30 protein-coding genes and 1 riboswitch are annotated in these 25214 nt (G+C 49.1%); of the genes, 27 read left to right on the top strand and 3 right to left on the bottom strand.

Translation table 11 applies throughout. From position 1 onward, the window contains the following. Nucleotides 1-30: 30 nt before the first annotated feature. The gene (locus tag ACEN86_RS08770) at nucleotides 31-1155 is read left to right on the top strand and encodes a M20/M25/M40 family metallo-hydrolase (RefSeq protein ID WP_495633902.1); all 1125 of its coding nucleotides are present in this window, start codon (nucleotides 31-33) and stop codon (nucleotides 1153-1155) included. A gap of 90 nt (nucleotides 1156-1245) precedes the next feature. On the opposite strand, the gene ACEN86_RS08775 is transcribed toward ACEN86_RS08770, so the two are convergent. Together ACEN86_RS08775 and mciZ are read right to left on the bottom strand one after the other, a co-directional pair. After that, nucleotides 1246-2442, bottom strand: a complete 1197-nt coding sequence (locus tag ACEN86_RS08775; RefSeq protein WP_495633903.1) for a tetratricopeptide repeat protein — start codon at nucleotides 2440-2442, stop codon at nucleotides 1246-1248. Nucleotides 2443-2519: 77 nt separating this feature from the next. Continuing rightward, complete coding sequence (gene mciZ, locus ACEN86_RS08780; RefSeq protein WP_495633904.1) at nucleotides 2520-2663, bottom strand: Z-ring formation inhibitor MciZ; 144 nt, start codon at nucleotides 2661-2663, stop codon at nucleotides 2520-2522. 97 nt (nucleotides 2664-2760) lie between these two features. Between mciZ and ACEN86_RS08785 the strand changes: the two genes are divergently transcribed. The 16 genes from ACEN86_RS08785 (at nucleotide 2761) to ACEN86_RS08860 (ending at nucleotide 15895) form a co-directional block, all read left to right on the top strand. Beyond that, nucleotides 2761-3330, top strand: a complete 570-nt coding sequence (locus ACEN86_RS08785) for an NUDIX hydrolase (RefSeq protein ID WP_495633905.1) — start codon at nucleotides 2761-2763, stop codon at nucleotides 3328-3330. Beyond that, nucleotides 3323-4513 carry an endonuclease Q family protein gene (locus ACEN86_RS08790; protein WP_495633906.1) on the top strand — a complete coding sequence of 397 codons (1191 nt, stop codon included), beginning with the start codon at nucleotides 3323-3325 and terminating at the stop codon, nucleotides 4511-4513. The genes ACEN86_RS08785 and ACEN86_RS08790 overlap by 8 nt, the downstream gene beginning before the upstream one ends. Before the next feature lie 74 nt (nucleotides 4514-4587). After that, the gene (gene spoIIM / locus ACEN86_RS08795; protein ID WP_495633907.1) at nucleotides 4588-5244 is read left to right on the top strand and encodes a stage II sporulation protein M; all 657 of its coding nucleotides are present in this window, start codon (nucleotides 4588-4590) and stop codon (nucleotides 5242-5244) included. Nucleotides 5245-5338: 94 nt separating this feature from the next. Further along, the gene (gene fur / locus ACEN86_RS08800) at nucleotides 5339-5818 is read left to right on the top strand and encodes a ferric iron uptake transcriptional regulator (RefSeq protein WP_495633908.1); all 480 of its coding nucleotides are present in this window, start codon (nucleotides 5339-5341) and stop codon (nucleotides 5816-5818) included. Between the two features lie 187 nt (nucleotides 5819-6005). Continuing rightward, nucleotides 6006-6242: a DUF4227 family protein gene (locus tag ACEN86_RS08805; RefSeq protein ID WP_495633909.1), complete on the top strand. Its 237-nt coding sequence runs from the start codon at nucleotides 6006-6008 to the stop codon at nucleotides 6240-6242. 18 nt (nucleotides 6243-6260) lie between these two features. After that, the gene (gene xerD, locus ACEN86_RS08810) at nucleotides 6261-7172 is read left to right on the top strand and encodes a site-specific tyrosine recombinase XerD (RefSeq protein WP_495633910.1); all 912 of its coding nucleotides are present in this window, start codon (nucleotides 6261-6263) and stop codon (nucleotides 7170-7172) included. Nucleotides 7173-7211: 39 nt separating this feature from the next. After that, complete coding sequence (locus ACEN86_RS08815) at nucleotides 7212-8036, top strand: purine-nucleoside phosphorylase (protein WP_495633911.1); 825 nt, start codon at nucleotides 7212-7214, stop codon at nucleotides 8034-8036. A gap of 157 nt (nucleotides 8037-8193) precedes the next feature. Beyond that, on the top strand, nucleotides 8194-9375 hold the full coding sequence (locus ACEN86_RS08820) for a D-alanyl-D-alanine carboxypeptidase family protein (RefSeq protein WP_495633912.1): 1182 nt from the start codon (nucleotides 8194-8196) through the stop codon (nucleotides 9373-9375). 92 nt (nucleotides 9376-9467) lie between these two features. Beyond that, nucleotides 9468-9821, top strand: coding sequence for an anti-sigma F factor antagonist (spoIIAA, locus tag ACEN86_RS08825; RefSeq protein ID WP_495633913.1), 354 nt, complete (start codon nucleotides 9468-9470; stop codon nucleotides 9819-9821). Next, nucleotides 9818-10261: an anti-sigma F factor gene (spoIIAB, locus tag ACEN86_RS08830; protein ID WP_495633914.1), complete on the top strand. Its 444-nt coding sequence runs from the start codon at nucleotides 9818-9820 to the stop codon at nucleotides 10259-10261. Before spoIIAA ends, spoIIAB begins: the two co-directional genes overlap by 4 nt. A gap of 11 nt (nucleotides 10262-10272) precedes the next feature. Further along, nucleotides 10273-11028 carry an RNA polymerase sporulation sigma factor SigF gene (gene sigF, locus ACEN86_RS08835; protein ID WP_495633915.1) on the top strand — a complete coding sequence of 252 codons (756 nt, stop codon included), beginning with the start codon at nucleotides 10273-10275 and terminating at the stop codon, nucleotides 11026-11028. Nucleotides 11029-11182: 154 nt separating this feature from the next. Beyond that, nucleotides 11183-11821 (top strand): stage V sporulation protein AA, encoded by a 639-nt coding sequence (locus tag ACEN86_RS08840; RefSeq protein ID WP_495633916.1) that lies wholly within the window; start codon nucleotides 11183-11185, stop codon nucleotides 11819-11821. Then, nucleotides 11818-12246 (top strand): stage V sporulation protein AB, encoded by a 429-nt coding sequence (locus ACEN86_RS08845; protein ID WP_495633917.1) that lies wholly within the window; start codon nucleotides 11818-11820, stop codon nucleotides 12244-12246. Before ACEN86_RS08840 ends, ACEN86_RS08845 begins: the two co-directional genes overlap by 4 nt. 41 nt (nucleotides 12247-12287) lie before the next feature. Then, the gene (locus ACEN86_RS08850) at nucleotides 12288-13910 is read left to right on the top strand and encodes a spore germination protein (RefSeq protein ID WP_495634256.1); all 1623 of its coding nucleotides are present in this window, start codon (nucleotides 12288-12290) and stop codon (nucleotides 13908-13910) included. A 109-nt stretch (nucleotides 13911-14019) separates the two neighbouring features. After that, the gene (gene lysA, locus ACEN86_RS08855; RefSeq protein ID WP_495633918.1) at nucleotides 14020-15351 is read left to right on the top strand and encodes a diaminopimelate decarboxylase; all 1332 of its coding nucleotides are present in this window, start codon (nucleotides 14020-14022) and stop codon (nucleotides 15349-15351) included. Between the two features lie 112 nt (nucleotides 15352-15463). Beyond that, nucleotides 15464-15895 carry a peptidylprolyl isomerase gene (locus tag ACEN86_RS08860; protein ID WP_495633919.1) on the top strand — a complete coding sequence of 144 codons (432 nt, stop codon included), beginning with the start codon at nucleotides 15464-15466 and terminating at the stop codon, nucleotides 15893-15895. A gap of 71 nt (nucleotides 15896-15966) precedes the next feature. Here the strand turns inward: ACEN86_RS08860 and tlp are convergent, their stop codons facing one another. Further along, a complete protein-coding gene (tlp, locus tag ACEN86_RS08865) occupies nucleotides 15967-16197 on the bottom strand; it encodes a small acid-soluble spore protein Tlp (RefSeq protein ID WP_495633920.1) in 231 nt (76 codons plus the stop codon). 170 nt (nucleotides 16198-16367) lie between these two features. After that, a riboswitch (FMN riboswitch) is annotated at nucleotides 16368-16520 on the top strand. A 273-nt stretch (nucleotides 16521-16793) separates the two neighbouring features. Between tlp and ribD the strand changes: the two genes are divergently transcribed. The 10 genes from ribD to ACEN86_RS08915 all read left to right on the top strand — a co-directional run bounded on the left by ribD (nucleotide 16794) and on the right by ACEN86_RS08915 (nucleotide 25181). Beyond that, nucleotides 16794-17894, top strand: a complete 1101-nt coding sequence (gene ribD, locus ACEN86_RS08870) for a bifunctional diaminohydroxyphosphoribosylaminopyrimidine deaminase/5-amino-6-(5-phosphoribosylamino)uracil reductase RibD (RefSeq protein ID WP_495634257.1) — start codon at nucleotides 16794-16796, stop codon at nucleotides 17892-17894. Between the two features lie 107 nt (nucleotides 17895-18001). Next, a complete protein-coding gene (gene ribE, locus ACEN86_RS08875) occupies nucleotides 18002-18673 on the top strand; it encodes a riboflavin synthase (RefSeq protein ID WP_495633921.1) in 672 nt (223 codons plus the stop codon). Between the two features lie 66 nt (nucleotides 18674-18739). After that, the gene (locus ACEN86_RS08880; RefSeq protein WP_495633922.1) at nucleotides 18740-19978 is read left to right on the top strand and encodes a bifunctional 3,4-dihydroxy-2-butanone-4-phosphate synthase/GTP cyclohydrolase II; all 1239 of its coding nucleotides are present in this window, start codon (nucleotides 18740-18742) and stop codon (nucleotides 19976-19978) included. 34 nt (nucleotides 19979-20012) lie between these two features. After that, nucleotides 20013-20480: a 6,7-dimethyl-8-ribityllumazine synthase gene (gene ribH, locus ACEN86_RS08885; RefSeq protein ID WP_495633923.1), complete on the top strand. Its 468-nt coding sequence runs from the start codon at nucleotides 20013-20015 to the stop codon at nucleotides 20478-20480. Nucleotides 20481-20548: 68 nt separating this feature from the next. Further along, entirely contained in the window at nucleotides 20549-21340 is a 792-nt protein-coding gene (locus ACEN86_RS08890) for a segregation and condensation protein A (protein ID WP_495633924.1), read from the top strand. Then, the gene (scpB, locus tag ACEN86_RS08895; protein ID WP_495633925.1) at nucleotides 21309-21914 is read left to right on the top strand and encodes an SMC-Scp complex subunit ScpB; all 606 of its coding nucleotides are present in this window, start codon (nucleotides 21309-21311) and stop codon (nucleotides 21912-21914) included. Before ACEN86_RS08890 ends, scpB begins: the two co-directional genes overlap by 32 nt. 150 nt (nucleotides 21915-22064) lie before the next feature. Next, on the top strand, nucleotides 22065-22748 hold the full coding sequence (locus ACEN86_RS08900) for a DUF2953 domain-containing protein (RefSeq protein WP_495633926.1): 684 nt from the start codon (nucleotides 22065-22067) through the stop codon (nucleotides 22746-22748). Next, entirely contained in the window at nucleotides 22721-23254 is a 534-nt protein-coding gene (gene ytfJ, locus ACEN86_RS08905) for a GerW family sporulation protein (protein ID WP_495633927.1), read from the top strand. Before ACEN86_RS08900 ends, ytfJ begins: the two co-directional genes overlap by 28 nt. Before the next feature lie 144 nt (nucleotides 23255-23398). Continuing rightward, nucleotides 23399-24496 carry a D-alanyl-D-alanine carboxypeptidase family protein gene (locus tag ACEN86_RS08910; protein ID WP_495633928.1) on the top strand — a complete coding sequence of 366 codons (1098 nt, stop codon included), beginning with the start codon at nucleotides 23399-23401 and terminating at the stop codon, nucleotides 24494-24496. 40 nt (nucleotides 24497-24536) lie between these two features. Continuing rightward, nucleotides 24537-25181: a nucleoside recognition domain-containing protein gene (locus tag ACEN86_RS08915; RefSeq protein ID WP_495633929.1), complete on the top strand. Its 645-nt coding sequence runs from the start codon at nucleotides 24537-24539 to the stop codon at nucleotides 25179-25181. Nucleotides 25182-25214: the final 33 nt, after the last annotated feature.

The raw sequence follows: 25214 nt of genomic DNA on the forward strand, positions 1-25214 counted from the left end.
TTAGCGTAAATCGGAAGGAGAAGAAAGTCGATGATCAAGAAAGACCGAGTGATTGACCTGTTTCTTGAGTTGGTACAGATCGACAGTGAGACCATGCAGGAGAGAGCGATCGCGGATGTGCTGACGAAGAAATTCAGGGACCTCGGACTCGAGGTTCTTGAGGACGATTCCGCGGCTGTAACCGGACATGGTGCCGGGAACCTGATTGCTACTCTTAAAGGAACTGAAGGGGTGAAGGCCGAGCCGATTCTATTCACCTGTCATATGGACACCGTCAAGCCAGGCATTGGAATAAAGCCGCAAATAGATAAGGATGGCTGGATCCGCAGTGATGGGACCACAATTCTCGGTTCTGATGATAAGGCAGGAGTGGCAGCCTTGTTAGAATTGATTCAGGTGCTTCAGGAGAATCAAATTCCTCATGGAAATATTCAGTTTGTCATCACTGCCGGAGAGGAATCAGGACTCATGGGTGCCCGTGTGCTCGATGCCAAGCATCTGAATGCCACCTATGGTTTCGCTCTCGACTCCAACGGCGAAGTAGGCGCTATCTGCGTAGCCGCTCCTACACAGGCCAGAATTGAGATGGAAATCTTCGGGAAGTCTGCCCATGCCGGGGTGAATCCGGAGGATGGTATTAGTGCTATCCAGGTGGCCGGTAAAGCAATTGCCCGTATGAAGCTCGGCCGTATTGATCATGAGACGACTGCTAATATTGGTAAATTCGAGGGCGGCGGAGCAACCAACGTGGTTACCGATTATGTGAAGCTCTATGCCGAAGCGCGAAGTATTGTCCACGAGAAAGTGGAGAAGCAGATCGCGGAGATGAAGCATGCTTTGGATTCAGCTTGCCATGATTATGGAGCAAGAGGGGAAATGAAGAGCACGATCATTTACCCTGCATTTAATCATACGGATGAAGCTTTCGTGGTTCAGCTGGCCAAGAGAGCAGCCACTCAATTAGGCCTTTCTGGCCGGACCTTTCATTCCGGCGGCGGTAGTGATGCGAATATCTTTAACGGCCTCCGTATTCCAACCGTGAATCTTGCTGTCGGCTACGAGAATATTCATACGACTTCTGAACGGATCAAAGCAGACGATATCGCCAAGGCGGCTGAGCTGGTGCTCGAAATTGTTAAAGCAGCTTATATCTAGAATTATCCAAATAGCAAACTGAAAGAGACAAGTCATGTTCAATCCGGAACAAGGCTTGTCTCTTATTGTATGCGTACCCATCTTAAAAGATCACAGCAGCCTGACTGAGGGAGGGAGGGACTTGTTGCGAAGCTGGGCGGGATTCCATTCCGTATGCCACTTGGAACGTTCTACGATATACAGGGACTGGGTAATCGTCTCCATATAATGCTGAGCCTTTTGGGTGCCCATAAGATCACGCGAGTTGAGGCGAAGGCGTTCCTCCATCTCCTCATAAGATTTCTTGAGGTAGCATGAAGCTGCCGCGAATCGGTAGGTCGCGGTGAGAGGGTCCTTTTCGATTAGTGACTCGAAGATATGTGCGGCGGAATCGTATACTCCTTCGTCGTATTCAATTTCTGCTTGAATGAACGCGAGATCTTTATGCAGAGGCTCGCTGTAATGGAGCGAGTATTCCGACAATAGACTGTGTAATCTCTTTTTGGCAGATTCCGTGTACCCCTCATAGTACAGCCGGAGTGTAAGCTCATTCTGCAGATATGCATCCTCGCCGGCTATGTTGGTGGCAAGCTCGTGCAATCCCAGAGCCACCGCACGCTTGATTGATTCAGATAGTAACTGTCTATTCTGAGCAGATGTATAATCTTCTTCCCCAAGAATCCAGCGGCACAGCAGAATGTCCATCGCCAGCGGATCGGTAAAAGCCGGTCTGAGCTGAGCCGCATCAACTGCTTTTGATGCATAGTGTATGGCCTGATCGTAGTCTCCGGCCCGAATCAAGCATTCGGTATGCAGCTGCAGCATTCGTTCATTGTTCAGGGAAGGATCGGCTTTCAAGTATGTATAAGCGGTATGAAAAGCTCCTATTCGGCACAGGATTTCAACCAGAATTTCGCTGCGGTTCAGGGAATGCTCCAATTTGCGATTCATTCTTTCGGCGATGATCTCATCACTATAGCCTTGTTCGTGAAGGAGGTCACCCCATTCGGTCAAAGCATCCAGTTCATGTCCTGCAAAAGCAATAGCTTGCTCAAAAGCATAAATGGCTTTCGCATGCTGATTGTTCTGGCGAAGCAGCTTCCCATACTCAGTCCAGCACTCTGCTAGGACTCCGTGTTCGGAAGCCTTGATGTACTCCCGGCCAAAAGCATTTAATAAGCCTTCTTCCAGGCTTGATAATGCTCGAGCTATGTCCCCCCGGTCTCTGTGCTTCAAGCTCTGCTGATATAGAAGGGATAAGGATTTGGATTCGGATCTATCCGAGTCGAATTGACGTTTTTTTTCCACTGGGCAACCCTCCTTTCTTCTTAATAACACAAATAGATATTAAATGTATTCGGATTTTGTCAAAATCGTAAAATAATTTACTTTTTTCGTACATTTACAGCAATAAGGTCCTTCACTGGCGTGGCTGAACCGATATTCTTCTTCCACATGGACAAAAGCACCCGTACCTGCCACGCTTTACCTGAAATATGAAAGCTTGTATCCGCAAAGTAGCTTTTCATGGGCCAATGCTCCTTTTTACAAACGATTTGGTATAATAACACCATATGTTCGCAAGGGACAAGTTATGTTCTTTAAAATCAAAAGGAGGCAAATTCCATGAATAAATCCCCGAATTCTGCATTGAACGAGAAGATCATCTCCACCAAGCCCGTCTTCTCAGGAAAGATCATTTCACTTCAAATTGATACGGTAGAGCTGCCTGACGGAAGCACGGGAGAGCGTGAAGTAATTAAGCATCCAGGCGCGATTGCTGTGCTTGCAGTCCGGGATGGACGTCTCCTGCTCGTGGATCAGTTCCGCACACCGCTTGGTCGGTGTGAGCTTGAGATTCCTGCCGGGAAGCTGGAGAAAGGTGAAGACCCGCTTGAGGCGGCAAAGCGGGAGCTGCAGGAGGAGACCGGCTATACAGCAGGCAAGATCTCGCTGCTTCACTCCTTCTATACCTCTCCAGGTTTTGCTGACGAGATCATCCATTTGTATTTGGCAGAGGATCTGAAGCTGGGCCAATCGGCTCCGGACGAGGATGAATTTCTGGAAGTGCACGAGGCGACGCTGCCGGAAGTGAAGCGGTATATCTCCGAGGGATGGATCTCTGATGCCAAAACCATGCTGGCCGTGTACATTTGGGAGCTCGCCAGTCATACGGGAAGATACGGGCATGAGTGAGACTTCGCTCCAGCGATATTACGCGGATCTGCATATTCATATCGGAAGAACGGAGAAGGGGGAGCCGGTGAAGATCAGCGGAAGCCGGAATCTGACTTTCGCCCAAATCGCCAGTGAAGCCAGCGATCGTAAGGGGATTGACCTTATCGGCATTATTGATTGCCATTCACCGGGTGTTCAGACAGATATCAAGAACAGTCTGGACAAAGGGGATATGAAGGAGATTGACGAAGGCGGTATTTCTTACGGCAGGACTACAATCCTGTTGGGTAGTGAGATTGAAATCCGCGAACCGGGGATGGGAGCGGCCCATCTCCTGGTGTTTTTTCCCCATCTGTACATGATGGAGTCGTTCACGGACTGGCTGTCCAAGAGAATGAAGAATGTCGGGCTGAGCTCGCAAAGACTTCATGCTCCGGCGCTTACTCTTCAGGAGGAAGTGATAGCCCGGGGAGGGATGCTTATCCCTGCTCATATCTTCACTCCGCACAAAAGTATCTATGGGAGCGCCGCTCCCCGGATGTCTGATGTCCTCGACTTATCAGGGGTCAGCGCCGTCGAACTGGGTCTTAGCGCGGATTCGGAGATGGCCGGCTATCTCAGTGAACTCGATGAATTCACTATATTAACCAATTCCGATGCCCACTCGCTGGGCAAGATCGGGCGGGAATATAACGAAATGGCGCTACAGAAGCCGAATTATAGGGAATTCGAGAAAGCACTGGCCAGGGTGGATGGACGGAGAGTAACTGCCAACTATGGTCTTAATCCAAGGCTTGGCAAATATCACCGGTCCTACTGCCGTGGCTGCCAGAGCATCATCGATGAACAGGATATCACCGTACAGCGGTGTTCCTACTGCGGAAGCACCAAGCTGACTCGAGGCGTGCTGGACCGGATTCATTCGATCGCCGATCGGGAAGAGCCGCAAGTGCCTGCACACAGGCCGCCTTACCATTACCAAGTGCCTCTGGAATTCATTCCGGGTCTTGGAAAGGCCAAGCTGGCTAAGCTGCTTGAGGCATTTGGGACTGAAATGAATATTCTGCACCGGGTTCCTCTGGAGGAACTCACCAAGGTGGCGGGTATAGAACTATCCACTGCAATTGGTGAAGCGAGAAGCGGTACTCTGCAGCTCATTGCCGGAGGCGGAGGCACATATGGTAAGGTTCAGAAAGGATAAGAAATTCGCATAGGGCCAACTCCTTGCTCATAGAATAAGAGAGAACTTCTATGGACAAGGAGGGGATCACCCTTATGTTTAGAACCTTCAGCCGCACATTGAAAGACCAGACACCGCTTTATGTGTTTGTCACCGTCCTGTTTTTGATGGGAGTAGTCTTCGGGGCCCTCATGGTTAATGCACTTACGCTGGAACAGCAGCAGGATTTGTCCCGGTATTTGGGTGATTTCTTCACGACCTTTAATCAAGACAGCTCCGGTTCGCCATCGGGACTTTCCTCGTTCTGGAGCATTGCGATACTTAATCTGAAATGGCTCGGGTTAATCTGGATCCTCGGTCTGTCTGTAATTGGACTTCCTGGAATCTTGATCCTGGATTTCTTGAAGGGTGTCTTGATCGGGTTCTCGGTTGGATGCCTGGTCGGACAATTCACCTGGAAGGGTATGCTGTTCGCCCTGATCTCGGTAGCTCCGCATAATCTGGTCCTGATTCCGGTGCTGCTGATCTGCAGCGTGGCTGCCGTAACCTTTTCACTGGGCATCATTAGAAGCCGTGTACTTCTGAAGGGGCACAGTTCCTTGTCGAAGCCGTTTTTGAATTACACGGGACTGGTCCTCGGGCTTTCCCTGCTAATTATTGCTATATCTTCCTTTGAAACCTGGGTTACTCCGGTGATGATGGGATGGGTAGCTCCGATGCTGGAACAGGCTTCAGCCGCCGCGTCGCTCTAGCAAAATGTTTGACTTTGTTAATCTTCAACCCCTATAATGAAAGAAGTGATTTGTGCCAGAAGTGGTTCGGCTTTTTTCCAAGGGGGAGGTTAACATGGAAGAACGGATCGATAAAATTAAGCAGCAGCTGCAATCCCATGGATACAAGCTAACACCCCAACGGGAAGCCACGGTAAGGGTTTTGCTTGAGAATGAAGACGATCATTTGAGCGCGGAAGATGTGTTCATGCTCGTTAAAGATAAAGCTCCGGAAATTGGTCTTGCGACAGTATATCGGACACTTGAACTGCTGAGTGAGCTTCATGTTGTGGAGAAGATTAACTTCGGCGATGGTGTTGCACGTTATGACCTTCGTACGGATACGACCAAGCATCATCATCATCATTTGATCTGTGTTCAGTGCGGTGCCATGGATGAGATCAGAGAAGATTGGCTAGGCCCTTTGGAGGAACGTTTGGAGAAGGAATATAACTTTACGGTTCTTGATCACCGGCTTGATTTCCAGGGGATTTGCTACCGCTGTAAGGACAAAGACAAAGATAAGAACGGGGACGCCGATAAGAAGATTGGTTAACAATCTTGGTGTTACCGGAAGCTCTCTTCGGCCGAATCGGCCGCCGGGGGCTTTTTTTTAGCCTATCTCGCAGGATAGATCACGGGCGTCAACGGAGGACAATCATAATGATCACGACTTGTCTGTATACATATTCTATACCGTCTTTATGGGAAGATGAAATTCGGGTATAGAAAGAGGGAGAGGTATGATCATTTCACTCCGCAAATGGCTGCTGTTCATTAAGCTGGTCATCGTGTTCCTGGCTTTATCGCTGCTATTTTACAAAATGATAGGCTGGTTCGATACATGGATATTTCCTGCTGATAAGTATGGTACACCCCATGGTGCAGCAGTGAAGGCTTTCCGTCATGGGGACGGAAGCTCCGCAGAGGGCGGTTCCCTTATTGAAAGATTGAAAATCTTTTATTGGTATGGGGAGTAGAAGTTAGGAGGAGGCAAGGTGAGGACGCATATCGCTTCTTTTATTGACTATTTACGCGATCATAAGGGGCTGAGGGCTGCAACATTGTCCTCCTATCAGAAGGATTTGGAGCAGTTCACCGATGCGATGCAGGAGCGTGGCCTTGAGGAGGCCGAGCAGGTATCCAAGGTACACTTGACGCTCTACTTCTCTGGATTAAAAGAAGCGGGCAGGGCAGCTGCTTCAGTTACCAGGGCCTCGGTTTCGATAAGGTCGTTCTTTCGCTATTTGACCCGTGAACGGATTCTGGCTCATGATCCATTTCTTCAGATAGACATGCCAAGACATGAGAAGAAGGCTCCGCAGATCCTCACAGAGGCTGAAGTAAGCCAGCTGCTGGACATGCCGGATGCATCTGCACCCGTGGGGCTTCGGGATAAAGCAATGCTTGAACTTTTGTATGGGACCGGGATACGGGTAAGTGAGCTCATACTTCTTGATGTGCATGATATCGATACCTCACTCCGGTTCGTCCGCTGCGGGGGAGATACGGGCAAGGAGAGAATTATACCTTTTGGTGAAGTGACAGCGGCCTGGATAATGAAGTATCTGGACGAAGCCAGGCCGATCCTCACTGAGAAGGAGGAGAAGGCGCTGTTCCCGAATCGGCTCGGCGGGCGCTTCTCGAGGCAGGGATTCTGGAAGACCATCAAGAAGTATGGGAATGAGGCGGGGATCGAGGCGGATATTACTCCTCATACCCTTCGGCATTCTTTTGCGGCCCATTTGCTGGATCATGGGGCTGATCTGAGATCGGTTCAGGAGATGCTCGGACATGCGGATATGTCCTCCACGCAAGTATATATCCGGAAGTCTAAGGAGAACCTGAAGTCTGTCTATCAGAGCTATCACCCCAGAGCGGGAATGCATCAGCAGAATCCGGAGCAATAGACACATGACAACGAATATTTGAAATGGAGAGATAGACTTATGACTACGTTAAACCAGGGAATTATTCAAGAAGCTGCAAATTATATACTGGAGAAAGCAGGGAGCAGACCGGAGGTCGGGCTTATTCTGGGATCTGGGCTTGGCATTCTTGCTGACCATATCGAGAATGCGGTCGTATTGGATTATGCGGATATTCCTCATTTCCCGAGATCTACTGTTGAGGGACATGCAGGTGAGCTGGTACTGGGTACAGTTGGTGGTCGTCAGGTCGTACTAATGAAAGGCCGCTTCCATATGTACGAAGGCTATGGTCCTGAGGTAACTGCATTTCCGGTACGCGTGATGAAAGCACTTGGGGCATCTAAGCTGCTGGTGACCAATGCCGCCGGCGGAGTGAACACCACGTTCAATCCCGGTGATTTGATGCTGATCTCGGATCATCTCAATCTGACTGGACAAAGTCCGCTTACCGGACCGAATGACAACGAACTGGGACCACGCTTCCCGGACATGTCAGAGGCCTACAGCCGGCGTCTACGCGCACTCGCCAAGGAGATTGCCAAGGAGCATGATATCCCGCTGCAGGAAGGGGTCTACGCCGGACTGATCGGTCCTGCCTATGAGACTCCAGCCGAGATTCGGATGCTTCGTACGCTTGGAGCTGACGCTGTCGGGATGTCTACGGTCTCTGAGGTGATTGTGGCCCGTCATGCCGGACTTGAGGTTCTGGGCATCTCTTGCATCAGCAATATGGCCTCAGGAATCCTGGATCAGCCGCTGTCCCACGATGAGGTCATGGAGACTACGGAACGCGTGAAAGAGAAGTTCCTGGGACTTGTAACCTCAATCATACCAAAGCTATAAGAGCAGCAAGTAGTATAATTCATCTCGTACTCAAGAACACAGACCTGACCGGCTTGCCGTATAAGGGTCTGTGTTTTTTTGTTGGCAATAGGAATATTCTGGACATCATCAGACGATACTAGACTATCAGTTAAAGTTCTGAGAGGGGGATATTCCTATGAAAAAGTGGCTCTTGACCTGCACAGCAGCGCTGTTGCTGGCGTCTTCGGCCGTGCCATCCGTTGGATTGGCGAAGGAAAATAGTATATCAAATGACGTATCTGATCTCGCACCCAGTGCTGGCTCTGCCATACTGATGGATGCAGACACAGGAACCGTCCTTTTTGAGAAAAAGAGTCATGAAAAAATGCCTCCAGCCAGTATTACCAAGATCATGACTATGCTTCTGACCATGGAAGCGATCAGTAAGGGGACCTTGAAACTCACCGATAAAGTTCCAACAAGTGAGTATGCGGCGTCGATGGGCGGATCGCAGATTTTCCTGGAGCCGGGTGAACAGATGACAGTGGATGACATGCTCAAAGGCATCGCAATGGCCTCTGGAAATGATGCTTCAGTGGCCATGGCTGAGAAGCTGGCCGGTACCGAGGTAGAGTTCGTCAAGCTGATGAATAAGCGAGCCAAAGAGCTGGGCATGAACGATACGCACTTCATGAACTGCAACGGTCTGCCTACAGACAACCATTATTCCTCCGCTCACGATATCGCAATCATGAGCAGGGAGCTGCTGAAGTATGACCGGATTACCAAGTATACCGGAGCTTATCAGGATTACCTGCGCAAAGACTCGGCGAAGCCCTTCTGGCTGGTCAATACGAATAAGCTGGTGCGCTTCTACAGCGGCGCAGACGGCTTGAAGACGGGATATACCTCTGAAGCCAAGTTCTGTCTCTCCGCTACGGCCCGCAGGGATGGACTCAGACTGGTTGCTGTCGTGCTGGGAGAACCGAATACGAAGACACGCAACAGTGAAGTGGGCAGTATGTTCGACTATGCCTTCTCCCAATATGCGGTTAAGCCTTTATTCAATAAGGGCGATATTATGGGCACAGTCAAGATACAGAAGGGCGATACCAAGGAGCTTCAGCTTGCCGCTTCCCAGCCGTACCGTATTCTTGTGAAGAAGAGTGAAGCTGGTGAGAAGATTACCCACAAACTTCAGATTCCGGCTGAAGTATCGGCTCCAGTGACGAAGGGACAGGTACTCGGCAAGCTGGTCATCTATCAAGGGAACAAGGTGCTGAAAGAGTTCGACCTTAAAGCGTCAACTGATATTAAGAAGGCGGGCTGGTGGACGCTGTTCAAGCGGACAACTTCCAAACTGTTTTTTGTAGATTGATAGGAGTTTTCTTCTAGTTTTGTCGGGGTGCAGGAATCGTTCTCCGAATTGTAGAAATGAGTGTTCATTGTCAGAGAGGAGAGTGAACAGACGTGAATCTTCAAATGGAAATGGAAAAGCACCGCGATACCCTCATCGTCAGACTTAGCGGGGAACTGGATCACCATACGGCTGATTCTGTAAGAATGCAGCTTGATGAGGAGATTGCCCGTGGACGCTGCAGAGATTTGGTGTTCAGCTTAAGAGGTCTGCAGTTCATGGACAGTTCAGGTCTCGGGGTCATCCTGGGAAGGTACAAGCTGATCAAGCAAAAGGGTGGACGAATGGTGATCTGCGACGTAACGCCTTCTGTATTCCGATTGTTCGAGATGTCAGGCTTGTTCAAAATCATGCCTGTTGTTGATAATGAGGGCGCTGCTCTCTCTGAACTGGAGGTAGCCCTATGAGCGAGAACTTTATGAGCCTGCAATTCGCGGCCAAGTCAGAGAATGAATCTTTTGCCCGCGTGACTGTGGCTGCCTTCGTCTCTCAGCTCGATCCAACCATGGATGAAATCACAGACCTGAAGACGGTGGTGTCCGAAGCCGTAACGAACTGCATTATACACGGTTACGACAGTGATCCAAGCGGCATTGTCTATATCAGTGTGGAGCTGGAAGGGGATGTAGTCTCATTGGTCATTGAGGACAAAGGCCGCGGGATCGAGGATATGGAACTGGCCAAGCAGCCTTTATATACCTCAAAGCCTGAGCTCGAACGTTCTGGTATGGGATTCACAATCATGGAGAATTTCATGGATGAATTCGAACTTGTCAGTGAAGTCGGCGGAGGAACCTCCATACGCATGAAGAAGAGGATTGAATCTAAGAAAGCTTTATACAATTAGGGGTTGGGTATATGAATGCCGATGTGAAGCAAACCTCACAGACCTACTTAGATGACGCGGAAGTGAAACGTCTGATTGCACTGAGCCAAACGGGTGATTCTGTTGCCAGAGACACATTAGTGAATTGTAATATTCGTCTTGTGTGGTCCGTCGTACAGCGGTTTATGAATCGGGGATATGAACCCGAAGATTTGTTTCAAATCGGCTGTATCGGCCTGCTCAAGTCGGTCGATAAATTCGATCTGAGTTATGATGTTAAATTCTCCACCTATGCGGTTCCGATGATTATCGGTGAAATCCAGCGTTTCCTGCGCGATGACGGCACTCTCAAGGTCAGCCGTTCACTTAAGGAAATGGCTAATAAAGTCCGCAAGAAGAAGGACGAGCTTGCCAAGGTGCTAAATCGCCTTCCGACGATTAAGGAGGTGGCGGAAGCCCTCGAGGTTACGCCCGAGGAGGTTGTATTCGCCCAGGAAGCGAACAAGCCTCCGACCTCCATTCATGAGACGGTCTTCGAGAATGATGGTGACCCTATTACGCTTATGGACCAGATTGCGGATGAGTCCCAGGACAGGTGGTTTGATAAGCTGGCCCTTCATGAAGCCATTGATGGACTAAGTGAAAGGGAGAGGCTTATCGTCTATCTGAGATACTACCGGGATCAGACTCAATCCGAGGTTGCGAGCAGGCTGGGGATATCACAGGTGCAGGTCTCCAGGCTGGAGAAGAAGATTCTTCAGAATATCCGGGATCAAATTGCCCAGTAAATAAGAGCTGCTTTCGAACGCCAATCGGTGTTCGAAAGCAGCTCTTTTGCATGATTCACGACATAACAGAGAACTCACTGAATCACTCTTTCAGATTAAAAAGTCCTTGTTCTAGGCATACTATGCGCAATTCGGCAGTTAAGGGGTGATCTGGATGAGCAACGATCCCGCTCCCACCGTCTATCTAAGGCTTCGCAAGAATGTCAGGCTTCATGAAGGCAGCATGATTCGTCTGGGTGACATTGCCCAGATTCTAGCTCCCGGCAATTCGGAAGAAATGTTGAAGCAGCTCGTTATGGAAAGACCAGAAAGGCAGGATGGTAACCGCATTATCATAGATATGCTGAAGATCATCGGCAAGATTCAGGCTTGTATACCCGGGTGCGTCGTAGAACACATTGGAGAACCGCATACGCTGGTTGAGATTGTCGGCCAAGAGAAGAAGCCTTCGATCGTGCTGTTTATTATGGTATGGCTGCTTCTCTTCTTCGGCTCTGCACTGACCATAATGAACTTCCATGCTGATGTCAGTATGCAGGAAGTACAGGTTCGAATTGTAGAGATGGTAACGGGTACACGGGACGAGCATCCCTATATATTTCAGGCGGCTTACTCCCTCGGAATAGGGCTCGGGATGATCGTATTCTTCAACCATATTTTCAAAAAGAAATGGAACGAGGAACCTACACCCCTGGAAGTTGAAATGTTCCTGTACCAGGAGAACCTGAATCACTATGTCATTACGGAAGAATATAAGAAGATTCATCAAGATTCAGGGAGGGAGAAGGGATGACGCCAGCACTGTCCTTGTTCCTCTCCATATTCTTGGGTTTGGCCGGAGGAATCGCAGTCGGGGGCGGGGTCATTGCCCTGTTCGTAGTTCTCGATATCATCCCGCGCCTGGCTCAGCTAAGCCGCTCCTACGACAAAGTCCATTGGTACGAAGGGGCCATGGTGAGTGGATCGGTAGTCGGAACAGTGGCCGACTTCTGGAATTTCAAGCTATATCTGCATTCGGAGATCATTAATGGGTGGATCGGGCTTCTGAACGGGATTTTTATCGGGATGCTGGCAGCGGCTTTGACGGAAGTCCTTAATGTGCTGCCCATACTAGCGAAAAGACTTCATATGAGACAATACCTATTTGGTCTGCTGCTGGCCATGGTTTTCGGGAAGGTGGCAGGCTCGTTATTTGAATGGTTCGTATATAACCGGTAGAACGGGCAGGAAGGATGGATCAAATAATGAGTGAACAAGAGATGGACCATCAGCAGGAGGAAATGCAGGGTCCTCCTCCGGAATTTGATCCGGGAGAGGATCCGGATGGAGCAGAATCGGGAGATAAGGATGCCAAAGGCCCCAACAAGGTTGAAGCTGAGCAGTCACGAAATGTCGAGGAGTCTGTCGTCTATTGGCAAAAGTCGGACCGGATCAGCAAGGATCTTAGCACAACCCGAAAAACATTGGTTAAAGTGATTGGGCTGGACGAAAGTTTTGATGTGAATTTCCGCGAAATGACTTATGGTGGACAGAAGACAGGATTGTTCTTTATCACTGGGTTTGCCAAAGACAACATCATGCAGGAAATTATCAAGAGATTAACCTATCTGACCCCGGAGTCCTTGTCCGGTGATACTCTTGAGGATTTCTTCGAATACTATATCCCTCACATTCAGGTCACCAAAGCGAAGAAGATGAGTGAAGTTATTAATAAAGTTATGACGGGAATGAGTGCGCTCTTCATCGATGGCGAAGAAGCCGCAATTGTCATGGATACAAGGTCTTATCCCGCACGCAATCCGGAGGAGCCGTCACTCGAGCGTGTTGTTCGCGGGGCACGAGATGGCTTTACCGAGACACTGCTTACCAATGTGGCGCTGGTAAGGCGTAGACTGAGAGACCCGGGACTGAAATTTGAATATATTCAGGTTGGCAGGAGAACAAGAACCGATATCAGCATAGCTTATATTGACGATATCGTCGACAAGGTTCAGGTCGATGCCATCCGTGAGAAGATCAAAGCTGTGGATATTGACGGTCTGCCTCTGGCGGATAAACAGCTGGAGGAGGCTGCGGTAAATAGTGGATGGAATCCGTATCCGCTAGTCCGGTATTCCGAGCGTCCGGATGTGGTGGCCGCGCATATTATGGAAGGCCGGGTCGTCATCATTGTAGACACCTCGCCGAGCGCGATCATTCTTCCTACCACATTCTTCGATTTGTGCCAGCATGCTGAGGAGAACCGTCAGACGGCTACGATGGGAACTTACTTAAGGTGGGTACGCTTCGCGGGAATATTTGCCTCGCTGTTCTTGCTCCCTTTATGGCTGCTTGTCGTTGTTCATCCGGAGATCAAGCCTGCAGCACTCTCCTTCATTGGACCTCAGACGAACGCAAAGCTGCCTTTGATCGTCCAATTTCTGCTGGTTGAATTTGGTGTCGATCTGATGAGAATGGCCGCTGTTCACACGCCGACCCCGTTGGCGTCCGCGATGGGCCTGATTGCTGCGATACTGATCGGTGATATTGCTGTAAAGACAGGACTGTTCGTGAATGAAGTAGTTCTGTACATGGCTGTGGCCGCCATTGGGATGTTCGCCACTCCAAGCTATGAGCTTGGGCTTGCGAACAGGCTGGTTCGGCTGTTATTGCTGATTGTGGTTGCGTTATTTGGAATCCCGGGGTTTGTCGGCGGGATGACCCTGTTCATTGTTCTGCTTACCATTCGCCGGTCCTATAACTCGTCTTATCTGTGGCCGTTTATACCTTTTAATGCAAAAGCGATGTTTGCCTTTTTGTTCCGCGTACCGGTAAGTTATTCGAAGAAACGTCCTTCTTTCAATAAAACGAGGGACAATACAAGAGTGCCTGACAAAGGCTGAGTGCAAGCCGGATAGATAAAAAACACAAATCAAATACGCAAAAATCCATTATTCGGTTTCTACTTGTTTGTTATACTGAGAAAAATCAAATTAATCGGAGGATTGCGGAATGTTTCTACACGGTACAAGCACAATTAATACTAAAGGCCACCTCGAAATTGGCGGCTGTGATACAGTTGAACTCAAAGAAAAATTTGGCACACCCCTATATATTGTTGACGAGGCGCTCGTTCGTCAGCGCAGCCGCGAATATGTGGAAGCCTTCAAGCAATCCGGACTTTCGTTCCAGGTAGCTTATGCAAGCAAAGCGTTCTGTACCTTGGCGATGTGCCGCCTGGCAGAAGAGGAAGGCCTCTCATTGGACGTAGTGTCCGAAGGAGAGCTCTATACAGCACTCCAAGCCGGCTTCCCGGTGGGCCGGATTCATTTCCACGGCAACAATAAGACCCCAGAAGAGATCCAGATGGCGATATCAGCCGGGATTGGCTGTTTTGTAGTAGATAACTTCACAGAGATTCATCTGCTTAACGCAATCGCCAAGGAGAACGGAGCTAAGGTGAATGTACTGCTTCGTGTTACTCCAGGCGTGGAAGCTCATACGCATGAGTATATTTCTACAGGTCAGACTGATTCCAAATTTGGATTCGACATCGGGAATGGTTCGGCATTTGAAGCCGTGAAGCTGTCCAGTGAACAATCCAACCTCAATCTGCTGGGCGTTCATTCCCATATTGGCTCCCAAATCTTCGAGGTGGAAGGCTTCCAGATGGCAGTTGAGCGGGTTGCTGCATTTGCCAAATCCGTTAAAGAGCAATTGGGAGTGACCTTCCAGGTCGTTAACCTGGGCGGCGGCTTCGGTATCCGTTATATGGAAGGCGATACACCGCTTAAGATTTCCGAGTACGTTAAGGCCATTACCGATGGCGTTAAGGAGCATTTTGCAGGGACTTATGACAAGCTTCCTGAGATCTGGGTTGAACCGGGCCGCAGCATTGTTGGGGATGCGGGTACAACTCTCTACACCGTTGGCACAAGCAAAGATATTCCTGGCGTACGCAAATATGTAGCTGTGGATGGCGGAATGACCGATAACCCGCGCCCTGCGCTGTACGAATCCAAATATGAGGCTATGCTGGCGAACCGTGGTAAAGATCAAGTGGAAGAGACAGTATCGATCGCTGGTAAATGCTGCGAGAGCGGAGATATGCTGATCTGGGACTTGGATCTTCCTAAAGTGAACAGCGGTGATCTTCTGGCTGTCTCCTGCACCGGTGCTTATAACTATGCCATGGCAAGTAATTATAACCGGATTCGTAGACCGGCCGTGGTCTTTGTCAAAGACGGAAGCAGTGATCTTGTAGTTAAGCGGGAATCGCTGAACGATATCGTTGCGAACGATGTTATTCCTGAGCGCATTCAGAAACAGCCTTCTTTTAATTAAGCCAAATAGGCGGGAGCTTCTGCTTCCGCCTTTAACTTTGCACTGGGACAAGTTTCATAGTACACTAATGTACGTTGAGTTGTACCCCATTCTGAAAGGAGATGCTTTACATATGGCAAAACAAGCAAAAATCAAAATGGAAAATGGCGGAGAGATCTTGATTGATCTGTTCGAGAATGACGCTCCAAACACTGTTGCTAACTTTGAGAAGCTGGCAAACTCCGGTTTCTATAACGGACTTACGTTCCACCGTGTAATCCCTGGTTTCGTAGCACAAGGCGGCTGCCCTAATGGAAATGGTACTGGTGGTCCTGGTTATACTATCGACTGTGAGATCAACCCGAACAAGCACGAGCGTGGTGTACTTGCTATGGCTCATGCCGGTAAGAATACAGGCGGAAGTCAGTTCTACATCACTTATGCACCACAGCCGCACCTGGATGGCGTGCATACGGTATTTGGTAAAGTTGTTCAAGGTCTTGAAGTGGTAGATGAACTCAAAGGCCGCGACAAAATGGAAAAAGTAGAAGTGTACGAAGCTTAATTCAAGCTTCTAATACACGTTGAACAGGAGTCCAAATGGACTCCTGTTTGTTGTGCATTCAGGGATAGCGATCAGCGTCCTGAATGCTTGGCTTCATCTTTAACTTCACGCCGGAAGCCGGCGATGCTTTCAAGGCGTCTGTGGTTCTTGGCCTCGATGTCGCTCTTCTCTTCCGAGGTGATTTCATCGGCATGCTCACTCAAATAATCCTGGGCTTCACGAAAATTCTCAATCGTGTCATGGATATGCTGCTGCAGATTTTCCACATTGTCTGAACGATCATCCGGTTTGGGTCTGGTCATGAATAAAGCCTCCTTATAATGAACTTAGTTAAATGTTCAGGTGAACGATTATAGACTTCCCCGTTTCGACGAACGGTACCCCAAGGGAGTTCAAGCATCTGAAGGCAGGAAATGAAAATGTTGCTTTTTTGGCGGAGCATATGTTAACATGACAATCAAGTTTAATAGTGTTAATCCTTCGGGGCAGGGTGAAATTCCCTACCGGCGGTGATGGTGCACTCGTGCACCTTAGTCCGTGACCCGGCGCAGCATGCAGATGCTTCGACGGCTGACCTGGTGTAATTCCAGGACCGACAGTATAGTCTGGATGGGAGAAGGAAGACGCGAACAGCATGATCAGGCTGTGCCTTATTGTGCTGATTTAAGGTATACGTTTATTTGAGCATCCTATTTATCCATGGACGTTCGCTTTTTGCGATGGTCTTGTCCAGCGATATGGCATAGTGGACCGCTCAGATGAAGGGATATGCTTTAATTTCGCTACATAAATCTCTCGTAACCCCATCGGAGTTTATCCGAATGGGGTTTTTTATACTTTGTCTTAGGATAGGCACTCGGATCTGCCTAGGAATGCAAGAATGGAGTTGGTGTCTCAGGTGGAATTCATGAATGATGAGTATTACATGTCTATGGCGCTGGATATGGCCGAGAAGGCACTTGGTCAGACGGGCACAAACCCGGTTGTGGGTGCTGTGGTAGTGAAGAGCGGAGCCATTGTCGGTATCGGCATTCATCTTAAGCAAGGAACGCCTCATGCAGAAGTGCATGCCCTTAATATGGCGGGTGAACATGCTGAAGGAAGTACGGTGTATGTTACTTTGGAGCCCTGCAGTCATTACGGATTAACTCCACCTTGCAGTGAACGTCTTATTAAAGAGAAGGTGGCCCGGGTCGTGATTGCTTGCGAAGATCCTAACCCCAAAGTTGCTGGACGCGGAATTGCCATGCTTCAGGCTCAGGGGATCGATGTTCAGGTGGGTGTGCTTAAGGACAGGGCGATCAGCTTAAATAAGAAATTCATCAAATTCATAACCACAGGTATGCCATACGTTACGATCAAATGTGCCAGTACGCTGGATGGCAAAATTGCCTCCAGGTCGGGCGACAGCAAGTGGATTACCAATGAGGAGTCACGGGCACGGGTCCACGTAATGCGGCATCAGCATCATGGAATTCTGGTTGGAATCGGGACTGTGCTCGCTGATAATCCAGAGCTGACTACCCGGCTGCCTGTTCCAGGGTTGTCGCCGGTCAGAATTATTGTAGATTCTCACCTTAGTATATCTGATCAGGCGAAAGTGATTACGGATAACCTTGCGAAGACCATCATACTTACAACTGCCCAAGCAGATCGTAACCGGATCAAGGAACTTGAGGATAAGGGGATCGAGGTCATGATCTGCGGCGAGGGTCCGAGGGTAGATATGAAGCTGGGTTTACACCATCTAGGCAGAGAGGGCATTTCTTCGATTCTGGTTGAAGGGGGCGGGAGAATTAACGGCAGCTTAATCCAGGAGAAGCTAGTGGATGAAATGGCCTTGTTCTTCGCACCCAAATTGATCGGTGGGCTGGCCTCAACGGGCAATTTTGTCTTTGATGGGTTTGATGAAATGAAAGATGCGGTTACCTTGGAGAACTTGTCCGTTGAAATGATCGGGGACAACGTGCTGATTAAGGGGACTCCGGTATGGAAATAGTAAAAATTGCTAAGCAGGCTGTGCTAAGGAATTATCGGTAGGCAAGTGTAATTTATTTTGGGAGAAGTGCAGCGTAAGGATTACAAGAGCAGTTAGGAGGCACAGGCATGTTCACAGGACTTGTTGAGGAAGTAGGAACTCTGAAGTCTGTTCAGCGCAAGGGAGAGGCCATGGTGCTGGATATACAGGCTTCCGTCATTATGGAAGATCTTAAGCTCGGCGACAGCATCGCGGTCAATGGCGTATGCCTTACAGCCGTGTCTAACCAAGGCAACTCCTTTGCCGTTGATGTGATGCCCGAGACCTATCGTCATACGAACCTGAACCATTTAAAGGTGGGCGCGAAAGTGAATTTGGAGCGGGCCATGGCAGCAGGCGGTAGATTCGGCGGTCATATCGTACAGGGTCATGTCGATGGTACGGGAATAATAACCGGGGTAACAAGGGACCAGAATGCGGTAGTGTATGATATCGCTCCGGCCCAGCGCACTCTATTCAAATATATCATTCCCCAAGGCTCCATAACGGTTGATGGAATCAGTCTTACGGTGGTTAAAGCCTCGCATGAGAAATTCAGCATTTCCATCATTCCGCATACGTTGGCCGAGACAGCCCTCTCCCTTAAGAAGTCAGGGGATAGCGTTAACCTGGAATGTGATGTGCTTGGTAAATATGTCGAGCATCTGCTGAATTATGGGAGCAGAGGCCAGGATGCGGAGTCTAATTCATCCAAACCGGCTATGGGCATGCAGTTTCTTGTTGAGAACGGATTTGCTTGACCTGAAGATATAAGTTCATTACCCGCAACATATAACTGCTGCTTTTATACAAAGGAGTGAGTAACAATGAGTGATATCCAGCTGGATTTAGTTGAAGAAGCCATTCAAGATTTGAAGGATGGAAAAGTGATTATTGTCGTCGATGATGAGGATCGGGAGAACGAAGGGGACTTTATTGCGCTGGCCGAGAAGGCGACACCTGAAGTGATCAACTTCATGATCAGTCAAGGCAGAGGCCTCGTATGTGTACCAATTACCCAGGAACGGGCGGAAGAGCTCGATTTAAGGCCAATGGTGGCGCAAAATACCGATTTTCATGGTACAGCCTTCACAGTCTCGGTAGACCATAAGGATACGACAACAGGGATATCGGCAAAAGAACGCTCGGTTACCATTCAGGGTCTGATGGACCCGAACGCGGGGCCTTCGGACTTTCGTCGCCCGGGCCATATGTTCCCGCTGATCGCCAAGAAAGGCGGAGTACTCCGCCGGGCAGGTCACACGGAAGCCGCAGTCGATCTGGCTGTGCTGTCAGGAGCTTATCCGGCCGGGGTGATCTGTGAGGTTATCAAGGAAGACGGAACCATGGCCAGATTACCCGATCTGATGCAAATTGCCAAGACACACGGGCTAAAGCTCATCAGCATCAAAGATTTGATACATTACCGCAATGAGAAAGAAAGATTGGTTAACCGTGAAGTGGAAGTCCGGATGCCAACTGATTATGGCGTGTTCCGTGCAGTTGCGTATTCCAACGAGGTTGATCAGAAAGAACATGTTGCCTTGGTCAAGGGCACCATTGATAGCAGTAAGCCAGTTTTGGTAAGAGTCCACTCCGAGTGCTTGACAGGCGATGTATTCCATTCCCACCGCTGCGACTGCGGTCCTCAGTTCGAGGCTGCGCTCCGCCAGATTGAAGAGGCGGGCAATGGAGTTCTGCTCTACATGCGTCAAGAAGGCCGTGGGATCGGACTTATCAACAAGCTGAAGGCCTACAAGCTGCAGGAGGAAGGACTCGACACGGTCGATGCCAATATCAAGCTTGGATTTGCTGCCGATCTGCGCGATTACGGGATTGGAGCTCAGATCCTTAAGGACCTTGGTGTTCGGCAGATCAAGCTGATGACCAACAATCCCCGCAAAATTAGAGGGCTTGAAGGGTATGGCCTGCAGGTTGTGGAACGTGTACCCATCCAAATGAAGGAGAATGAGGATAATACGAATTATCTTCATACCAAACAGGCCAAGCTGGGTCATCTTCTTAAATTTGATGATCTGGAACAGAATGAATCCGCAGAGAACTAGAACAATACTTTATAACCAGAAAGGTTGATAAAACATGGGGAACATTTTTGAAGGAAATTTGGTATCAGAAGGTCTTAAGTATGCGATTGTTGTAGGAAGATTTAACGAGTTTATTACCAGCAAGCTGCTTGGAGGAGCCCAGGACGCGCTTAAGCGGCATGGAGTTAAAGATGAGGAAGTTGACGTAGCTTGGGTACCAGGCGCTTTCGAGATTCCATTTGCTGCCCAGAAATTGGCAGAGAGCGGCAAGTACGATGCAGTGATCACGCTGGGAACCGTAATCAGAGGGTCAACCTCCCATTATGACTATGTATGTAATGAGGTGGCCAAGGGTGTGGCTGCGATTGGCTTAAAGACCGGTGTACCGACCATCTTCGGTGTACTAACGACAGAGAGCATTGAGCAGGCGATTGAACGGGCAGGTACCAAGGCGGGGAACAAAGGCTGGGATGCAGCGACCGCAGCAATTGAAATGGCAAACTTGACGAAACAATTAAAATAGTGCTTATTTAGTGTAGTACCATTATAATGGTACTACATTTTTATTTTTATCGGGCGGAGGAGCAACACGTGACAGTACTTTACAAGCTGGAGACTTTTGAAGGACCGCTTGATCTGCTGCTGCATCTTATTGATAAAGCGGAGATCGATATCCATCAAATCTCCATTAGCGAAATTACAGACCAATATTTAGCCTATTTGAACAGCATGCAGGAGCTGGAGCTTGAAATTACTAGCGAATTCCTGGTCATGGCAGCCACGCTGTTATCCATTAAGAGTAAGCAGCTGCTGCCAAAACCGCCCGTGATTGAGATAGAAGAAGATTATGCCTATTATGAGGAAGAAGAAGATCCGCGTGACGAGCTGATTCGCAAGCTCATCGAATACCGGAAGTATAAAGGAATCGCGGAGCATCTGCACGGTAAGGAGTGGGAGAGAAGCCTTATTTTCTCCAAGGAACCGGAAGATCTGTCCCCTTTTATGCCTGAGGTGCTTGAGAACCCGGTAAAAGGACTGCATGCTGCCGACCTGATCGCCGTCTTCCAGAAGGCTATTCGCAAGGCGGTCAAGCGGAGCACCGTGGCCCGAATACAAAGAGATGAGATTTCAGTTAAAGACCGCCTGCGGGAAGTGATATCGGTGCTTGAGCTGCAGGGGAAAGGCGGACGAATCCTATTCTCGAAGCTGCTGCACGAAGAGATGCACAGGCATGAGATTGTCGTTACTTTCCTGGCTGTCCTTGAATTGATGAAAATGAAGCAGATTGTCTGTTATCAGAACAAGCTGTTCGATGATATTGTGATGGAATGGAAAGGGGAAGGAAGCAAGAATGGATTTTCAGAAGATGAAATCGATTATTGAAGGCTTGTTGTTCCTGGCGGGTGATGAAGGACTCACCGTCAAGCAGCTCTCAGAGGTGCTGGATCAACGCAGTGAAGTCATAATCGATGCGCTTAAAGATATGAAGAAATCATTCAAGAAGGCAGGGCGCGGGCTGCAAATTATTTCGATAGCGGGAGGATATCAGCTGGCAACCCTGCCAGATCACGCCCCCTATTTCGAGAAGCTGGCTTACTCACCTTCGCGTTCATCGCTATCCCAGGCGGCGCTGGAGACCTTGTCTATTATCGCCTACCGCCAGCCCATTACCCGTATTGACATTGAAGAGATACGCGGGGTTAAGTCGGAACGGGCTATTCATACCCTGGTGAACAAGGATTTGATTGAGGAGGTCGGCAGAGCCGAGGCTATTGGACGCCCGATCCTCTATGGCACAACAAAAGCATTTCTTGATTATTTTGGCCTGGGAAGTCTAGTGGATCTGCCGGAAATGGATGAATTTGAGAATACCGAGAACCTGGAAGAAGAGACCCAGCTCTTGTTCCAGAAGCTGGAGGAACAACAGCAGCTTACGTTCGATGATGTGGACAAATAATGTTGGTATAATTGTGCTTATATAGTTCTGCTACACACAAGCCGCTCCTGCAGGAGCGGTTCTTTTTTTCCTCAATAAGCGAATATTTCCTTATCTTGGTGCCATACTATACGAAGTTTCTATTTCAGTCACCAGTATGGAGGGTTGCACGTGTGGATTTGGCTTGGAGGGTTGCTGCTCCTGCTGCTGATCTTGATCTTCGCGGCTTTGATCTCCAGAATCAAGCTGACCCTTAATGTGAATAAGCTCGGTAAGGACGATACCATATTAATTGAGGTCTCAGCTCTTTTTGGGTTATTTAAATATCACTACGAAATTCCCATGCTCAAATTCAAGAATCTCAAGCAAGGTTTGCAGGTGAAAGAAAAGAAGGAAGGCAATGTGATGAAGGATCATCACCAAGAAGCTGAGACCCATATCGACAAAGACAAAGTAGATACCTGGGTTGAGAATTGGAAGAGAATGCTTGCGTCTACGCATGATCTTAAGCTGTGGATGAGCCGAACGCTGAGACGGGTTAAGGTAAGGCATCTGGACTGGACCACAGAGCTGGGTCTGTCGGATGCAGTTCATACGGCTCAGTTAACCGGGGCATTATATGGGGTAAAGTACAGCCTGCTTGGGTGGTTGTCCTATAAGCTAAGGCTGCTGGTTCCTCCACAGGTATTTGTTATCCCGATATACGGAACTCAGCCTCATATTTCCACAAAAATGACCTGTATAGCCGAAATTCGCTGTGGATATGCTATGTATGCTGGACTGGTGCTATTAGTACGAGTGTTAAAAGTGAAAGGAGGAGCAAAGAAATGGCAGAACATCCTATTCAAGGGCTGATGCAGACCGCTCTTGAGAACATTAAGGAAATGGTTGATGTAAACACGATTGTAGGTGAGCCGGTCGAGACTCCCGATGGCAGTGTGATTCTACCCATCAGCCGTGTCGGCTTTGGCTTTGCAGCTGGAGGTAGTGATTTCAGTATCGAAGATGGGCATGAGAAATCTGGAACTGCTACAGATGGCAAGGTTCGGCCGTTCGGGGGCGGAAGCGGCGGCGGTGTGTCCATTAACCCGATTGCCTTCCTGGTTGTCGGCAAGCAGGGTGTAAATGTGGTGCCGCTCGACAATCAGACGCATGTCGTAGAGAAATTGATTGACGCGGTACCGAATGTCATTGATAAGATTCAATCCTTGTTCCCTAACTCCAATTCGAGCCAGAACCAGGGAACAAGCGGCTCGGGTATGAGCGGCTTGACCAACCCATCGAATGCTTACCCAACTGGGCAAATGAATATAAGCATAAATGATAATCCGAATACGCAGCACGGGCAATCCTTGCTCTAAGCCGCATAATGAAGTTGCCATGAATCCCTTCCTGCAGCAAGCGGAAGGGATTTTCATGTCCTAGAAAAGGGACATACTGTCTTGTCCCTTTGCATATTATGGTATAAGTATTTGGGCTTATCCCACTCGGAGGAATATAACAACATGCATATACCCAAGTCACTATTCTTAATTACGATATCCATGCTCCTTGCTCTATTCCCATCGTCACCTGCACTGGCAGGTACGCAGGAAGCTCGTAAGCCTATGCCTAATGAACCGTATACCCATGCCAGGGCAGCAGCATTAATCGATGTAACTTCAGGCAGGATGCTCTACAGTACGAGGGGAGAAGAGATTCTGCCTATCGCCAGTCTTACCAAGATTATGACCGCAATCGTAGCGATCGAGCACGGCCGGTTGGATGACAAGGTCGAGGTGGGGAAGAACGCTTTTGCCAAGGAAGGCTCCTCCCTGTACTTAAAGCTGGGCGAACAAATGACGTTAAGCAATCTGCTCTATGGTCTCATGCTTCGTTCCGGCAATGATGCGGCCTCTGCTATTGCTGAGCATGTCGGCGGTTCGGAAGAAGGCTTCGTGTATCTAATGAACGAGAAAGCAAGGCAGCTTGGGCTTACACACTCACATTTCGCCAATCCGCACGGGCTTGATGCCAAGGCGCATTACTCGTCTGCTGGCGATCTGGCCAAGCTCACAGCCTATGCCCTTCACAATTCTGTATTTAGAGAAATTGTCCGAACCAAGGTGAAGACTGCACCGAATCCTAATGAAGCCTGGGAATACAAGTGGGCAAATAAAAATAAAATGCTGCGTTTGTATGACGGAGCTGATGGTGTGAAAACTGGATACACCAAGATCGCCCGCCGGTGTCTTGTTAGTTCCGCTACACGTAACGGCCAGCAGCTTGCTGTAGTCACGCTTAACGATGGGGATGACTGGAATGATCATGCCAAGCTTCTGGATTATGGATTCACGACCTACCCGCTTAAGCGGATTGTGGAGAAGGGAGAACCTGTCCGCCAGAATGGGGATTGGGTGACAGGGTCAAGCTTTAGCTATCCACTGCGGGATGGGGAAGAGCATAAGATCGTGAAAAATCTCAAGTTGATCACACCGAAGCCCGAAGATTTCAAGCTGCGGGCACGAATGGAAATTCTGCTAGAGGATAAGTCTATTGGTTCTGTTCCTGTGTATACAACTGCTGAACCTGAAGATCGTGCTTCCGCAGCAAAGCATAGGTGAAAGGCTAACGATTGGAGTAACACATGGGGGAGGAGTTCAAATGGTTAACAAAATATGGCTTGCGTTTATTTTGATTGGATTTGCTTTTGCCGCGGTCAAGGGGAACATTGGCGTGGTGACCGAAGCGGCTTTTGATGGAGCTACGACCGGTGTGACTGTGTGCTTTGGCTTGATCAGTATCATGGTGTTCTGGTTAGGTATGATGAGACTGGCCGAGGACTCGGGACTGGTCAAGGGCATTTCCAGATTGCTGGGTCCGGTGGTCTCCTTCCTGTTCCCGGATGTTCCGAAGAATCACCCGGCGATGGGGTTCATTCTCTCGAACATGAGTGCGAACCTGCTTGGACTGGGCAATGCTGCAACTCCAATGGGAATTCGGGCCATGCAAGAGCTTCAGACATTGAATCCGGATAAGGAAAAAGCAACACCAGCCATGTGCACGCTGCTCGCGCTGAACACAGCAAGTATCACGCTGATTCCCACCACCTTGATAGCGATCCGGATCAGCTTCGGTTCAGCCAATCCGGCAGAAATTGTAGGGACGACACTTATGGCCACATTCGTAGCCACCCTCGCTGCTATTATGGCTGACCGCTGGTACCGCAGAAGGTATGTGAAAAGCCAGCGTCCGCCTGTCATACCGCCAGCAAATCCGGCCCCGGCCACATTGACCGTGGAGAGGTGAGGAGCCTTGCAAACCTTGATCCATGTATTCTCC

The organism is Paenibacillus sp. Paensp111 (genome assembly GCF_059492195.1).

Excerpts from the sequence above, each read along its gene's own strand:
- ACEN86_RS08770 (WP_495633902.1), top strand. The coding sequence starts at position 31 with ATGATCAAGAAAGACCGAGTGATTGACCTGTTTCTTGAGTTGGTACAG.
- mciZ (WP_495633904.1), bottom strand. The coding sequence starts at position 2,663 with ATGAAAAGCTACTTTGCGGATACAAGCTTTCATATTTCAGGTAAAGCG.
- ACEN86_RS08785 (WP_495633905.1), top strand. The coding sequence starts at position 2,761 with ATGAATAAATCCCCGAATTCTGCATTGAACGAGAAGATCATCTCCACC.
- ACEN86_RS08790 (WP_495633906.1), top strand. The coding sequence starts at position 3,323 with ATGAGTGAGACTTCGCTCCAGCGATATTACGCGGATCTGCATATTCAT.
- spoIIM (WP_495633907.1), top strand. The coding sequence starts at position 4,588 with ATGTTTAGAACCTTCAGCCGCACATTGAAAGACCAGACACCGCTTTAT.
- fur (WP_495633908.1), top strand. The coding sequence starts at position 5,339 with ATGGAAGAACGGATCGATAAAATTAAGCAGCAGCTGCAATCCCATGGA.
- ACEN86_RS08805 (WP_495633909.1), top strand. The coding sequence starts at position 6,006 with ATGATCATTTCACTCCGCAAATGGCTGCTGTTCATTAAGCTGGTCATC.
- ACEN86_RS08815 (WP_495633911.1), top strand. The coding sequence starts at position 7,212 with ATGACTACGTTAAACCAGGGAATTATTCAAGAAGCTGCAAATTATATA.
- ACEN86_RS08820 (WP_495633912.1), top strand. The coding sequence starts at position 8,194 with ATGAAAAAGTGGCTCTTGACCTGCACAGCAGCGCTGTTGCTGGCGTCT.
- spoIIAB (WP_495633914.1), top strand. The coding sequence starts at position 9,818 with ATGAGCGAGAACTTTATGAGCCTGCAATTCGCGGCCAAGTCAGAGAAT.
- sigF (WP_495633915.1), top strand. The coding sequence starts at position 10,273 with ATGAATGCCGATGTGAAGCAAACCTCACAGACCTACTTAGATGACGCG.
- ACEN86_RS08840 (WP_495633916.1), top strand. The coding sequence starts at position 11,183 with ATGAGCAACGATCCCGCTCCCACCGTCTATCTAAGGCTTCGCAAGAAT.
- ACEN86_RS08845 (WP_495633917.1), top strand. The coding sequence starts at position 11,818 with ATGACGCCAGCACTGTCCTTGTTCCTCTCCATATTCTTGGGTTTGGCC.
- ACEN86_RS08850 (WP_495634256.1), top strand. The coding sequence starts at position 12,288 with ATGGACCATCAGCAGGAGGAAATGCAGGGTCCTCCTCCGGAATTTGAT.
- lysA (WP_495633918.1), top strand. The coding sequence starts at position 14,020 with ATGTTTCTACACGGTACAAGCACAATTAATACTAAAGGCCACCTCGAA.
- ACEN86_RS08860 (WP_495633919.1), top strand. The coding sequence starts at position 15,464 with ATGGCAAAACAAGCAAAAATCAAAATGGAAAATGGCGGAGAGATCTTG.
- tlp (WP_495633920.1), bottom strand. The coding sequence starts at position 16,197 with ATGACCAGACCCAAACCGGATGATCGTTCAGACAATGTGGAAAATCTG.
- ribE (WP_495633921.1), top strand. The coding sequence starts at position 18,002 with ATGTTCACAGGACTTGTTGAGGAAGTAGGAACTCTGAAGTCTGTTCAG.
- ACEN86_RS08880 (WP_495633922.1), top strand. The coding sequence starts at position 18,740 with ATGAGTGATATCCAGCTGGATTTAGTTGAAGAAGCCATTCAAGATTTG.
- ribH (WP_495633923.1), top strand. The coding sequence starts at position 20,013 with ATGGGGAACATTTTTGAAGGAAATTTGGTATCAGAAGGTCTTAAGTAT.
- scpB (WP_495633925.1), top strand. The coding sequence starts at position 21,309 with ATGGATTTTCAGAAGATGAAATCGATTATTGAAGGCTTGTTGTTCCTG.
- ytfJ (WP_495633927.1), top strand. The coding sequence starts at position 22,721 with ATGGCAGAACATCCTATTCAAGGGCTGATGCAGACCGCTCTTGAGAAC.
- ACEN86_RS08910 (WP_495633928.1), top strand. The coding sequence starts at position 23,399 with ATGCATATACCCAAGTCACTATTCTTAATTACGATATCCATGCTCCTT.
- ACEN86_RS08915 (WP_495633929.1), top strand. The coding sequence starts at position 24,537 with ATGGTTAACAAAATATGGCTTGCGTTTATTTTGATTGGATTTGCTTTT.